At 71.7% G+C, this 3,046-nt stretch carries 2 protein-coding genes; one reads left to right on the forward strand and one right to left on the reverse strand.

Features of this window, described 5'->3' with window-relative positions; translation table 11 throughout:
* Positions 1–145: 145 nt before the first annotated feature.
* Positions 146–2,242, reverse strand: a complete 2,097-nt coding sequence (locus tag M3N57_01635) for a sodium-translocating pyrophosphatase (protein MDP9021406.1) — start codon at positions 2,240–2,242, stop codon at positions 146–148.
* A gap of 311 nt (positions 2,243–2,553) precedes the next feature.
* Here M3N57_01635 and M3N57_01640 point away from each other — a divergent pair.
* Positions 2,554–3,046: toprim domain-containing protein (locus tag M3N57_01640; protein ID MDP9021407.1), on the forward strand; the 493-nt coding region annotated here is incomplete at its 3' end.

Genomic DNA, 3,046 nt, shown 5'->3' on the forward strand with positions numbered 1-3,046 from the left:
TCGGAGGCGACCGAGGAAGAGGTCGAGGTCCTGCTGGCGTCACACGGGCTGCGCGACGTGCAGGTCGAGCTCCGTCCCGACCCGCTCGTGGACCGCGACCGCGCCTGGGTGGCCGGCTTCGGCCGGAAGGTGTGAGCCAGGCCGGTCACGGAAGGAACGCCGGCGCGAACACCAGCGCGACGATCGTCATGACCTTGATCAGGATGTTCATGGCGGGCCCGGAGGTGTCCTTGAACGGGTCGCCCACCGTGTCACCGACGACCGCGGCCTTGTGCGCGTCGGATCCCTTCCCGCCGAGGTTGCCGGCCTCGATGTACTTCTTGGCGTTGTCCCACGCCCCGCCGGCGTTGGCCATGAAGATCGCCAGCAGGAACCCGGTCGTGAGCGCGCCGGCCAGGAACCCACCCAGCGCCGGCGTGCTGATCAGCCCGACCACCAGCGGGAGCGCCACCGCCAGTGCCCCCGGCACCACCATCTCGCGGAGAGCCGCGGCGGTGGAGATGTCCACGCAGCGGGCGTAGTCGGGTCGTACCCCGACCCGCCCTTCACGCAGGCCGGGGATCTCGGCGAACTGGCGGCGGACCTCCACGATCATCTTGTTGGCGGCCCGGCCCACCGACTTCATCGTCAACGCGGCGAACGCGAAGGTGACCATCGCCCCGAGGAACAGCCCGATCACGACCGACACGTCCTGGATGTCGATGCGGTCGAGGCCGACCGCGGCGGTGAACGCGCGGAACAGAGCCAGGGCCGTCAGCGCCGCTGACCCGATCGCGAAGCCCTTGGCGACCGCGGCCGTCGTGTTGCCCAAAGCGTCGAGCGAGTCGGTCACCTCGCGGACGTCGGGCGGCAGCTCCGACATCTCGGCGATACCACCGGCGTTGTCGGAGATCGGACCGTACGCGTCCACCGCGACCACCGCCCCGGTCGTGGCCAGCATCCCGATCGCGGCGAGGGCCGCGCCGTACAGGCCGGACTCGCCGATGCCGGGCATGGCGGCCTGCCCGGCGGCGTAGGCCAGGCCGATCGCGCCCACCACCAGCACCACCGATGCGACCGTCGACAGCATCCCCTCGGCGATCCCACCGATGATCACCGTCGCCGAGCCTGTCTCGGACTGACCAGCGAGCCGCTTGACCGGCGTGTAGTGGGCCGAGGTGTAGTACTCGGACGTGAACCCGATCGCGTACCCGGCGACCAGGCCGACCACGATCGCGGTGGCCATGTACAGCGGGTTGGTGACCTGGGGGACCGCAGCACCGAACACCCAGTAGGAACCGACGACGGCCGCGATCGCGGTGAGCACCAGCGCGACGTTGGTGCCGCGGTGCAGTTGGCGCGACAGGCTCGTGCCCTTCCGGCCTCGGACCAGCAGCGCCCCGAGGATCGAGGCGAGCATCCCCAGCGCCGCAACCAGCAGCGGGTACAGGAAGGTGGCGCGCTGCAGGTTCGTGAAGTCCGGGGCGAGCTCACCGCGTGCACCGACCCCCCCGAACAGCAGGGCCGCCAGGACCATCGGCGCCACGATCGCTCCGGCGTACGACTCGAACAGGTCGGCGCCCATCCCGGCGACGTCGCCGACGTTGTCACCGACGTTGTCGGCGATCGTGGCGGGGTTGCGTGGGTCGTCCTCGGGGATCCCGGCCTCGACCTTCCCGACCAGGTCCGCGCCGACGTCGGCCGCTTTGGTGTAGATCCCCCCACCGATGCGGGCGAACAGCGCGATCGACGAGCCGCCGAGCCCGAACGCCGCCACGACCTGGAAGGCGTCGTTCACCCGCAACAGCTGCACGAAGACGATGTAGGCCAGCGCGATGCCCAGCAGCCCGAACCCGGCGACCGTGAAGCCCATCACCGCCCCGCCCCGGAACGCCAGGGGCAGCGCGCGGTGCGCGCCGTGGCGGGCCGCGTTGGCGGTGCGGACGTTCGCGGCGGTGGCGATGCGCATCCCCACGAACCCGGCAGCCCCCGACAGCGCGGCGCCCAGGAGGTACGCCAGCGCCCCCCACGGGCGGCCGTAGGGCAGCACCACGAAGATCAGGACGGTCATGGCCGCGACGAACACCGCCACCCAGCGGTACTCACGCCGCAGGAACGCCATCGCGCCTTCACGGATCGCGGCGGCGATCTCCTGCATCCTCTCCGTGCCTTCGTCGGCGCGGTTGACCACGTTGGAGAAGTAGACGGCGAGGGTGAGCCCGGCGAGGGCCGCGACGACGGCGAGATACGGGATCGCTTGCACGGTGACGTCTCCAGCCGGGAGAGGCGCATGCGGCGCTCACCTGCCCGGTCGTCGGGGATGGGGCGGACGGCGGTGGCGGCGCGCTCGAGGGCGCCGGAACGGGCGGGGAGCGTAGCGCACGCGGCCGCGCCGGCACGTCGGGGAGGCTGGTGGCCGGCTTCCGGTCGGTGCGACGCTCGGCGCGAACGGACGGGTCCGCAGGCTGTGGTCGCAGCCCGGCAGGCGGTAGTCCGTGTGGTTGACAGGGCAGCGGACTTGCTCCACCGTGCGCGGCCCCTGGAGCAGTGCGCTCCGGCGACGGGATGAGTCCGATGACCGAGACGCAACGCGACCGGCCTCAGCTGGTGGTCGTCGAGTCGCCGACCAAGGCCAAGACCATCGAGCGGTACCTCGGGGAGGGCTACCGGGTCGTGGCGTCCTACGGCCACATCCGCGACCTGCCCAAATCGGATTTCGCGGTCGAGGTCGACGACGGCGGGGCGCGCCTGCACTACGAGGTCCCGTCGGGCTCCAAGAAGCACGTGACCAAGCTCCGCCAGGCGGCCAAGGACGCCGAACGGGTGTGGCTGGCGCTGGACCTGGACCGCGAGGGCGAGGCGATCGCCTGGCACGTCGCGGAGATCCTGGGGCTCGACGCCCGCCAGGCCAACCGGGTGATCTTCGACGAGATCACCCGCGACGCGATCCGCGCGGCGTTCGCCGAGCCGCGCCCGATCAACCTCGACCTGGTCGACGCCCAGCAGGCCCGGCGGGCGGTCGACCGCATCGTCGGGTACCGCCTGTCGCCGGTGCTGTGGCGCACCG

The sequence above is a fragment of the Actinomycetota bacterium genome, from assembly GCA_030776725.1.
Classification (GTDB): domain Bacteria; phylum Actinomycetota; class Nitriliruptoria; order Nitriliruptorales; family JAHWKO01; genus JAHWKW01.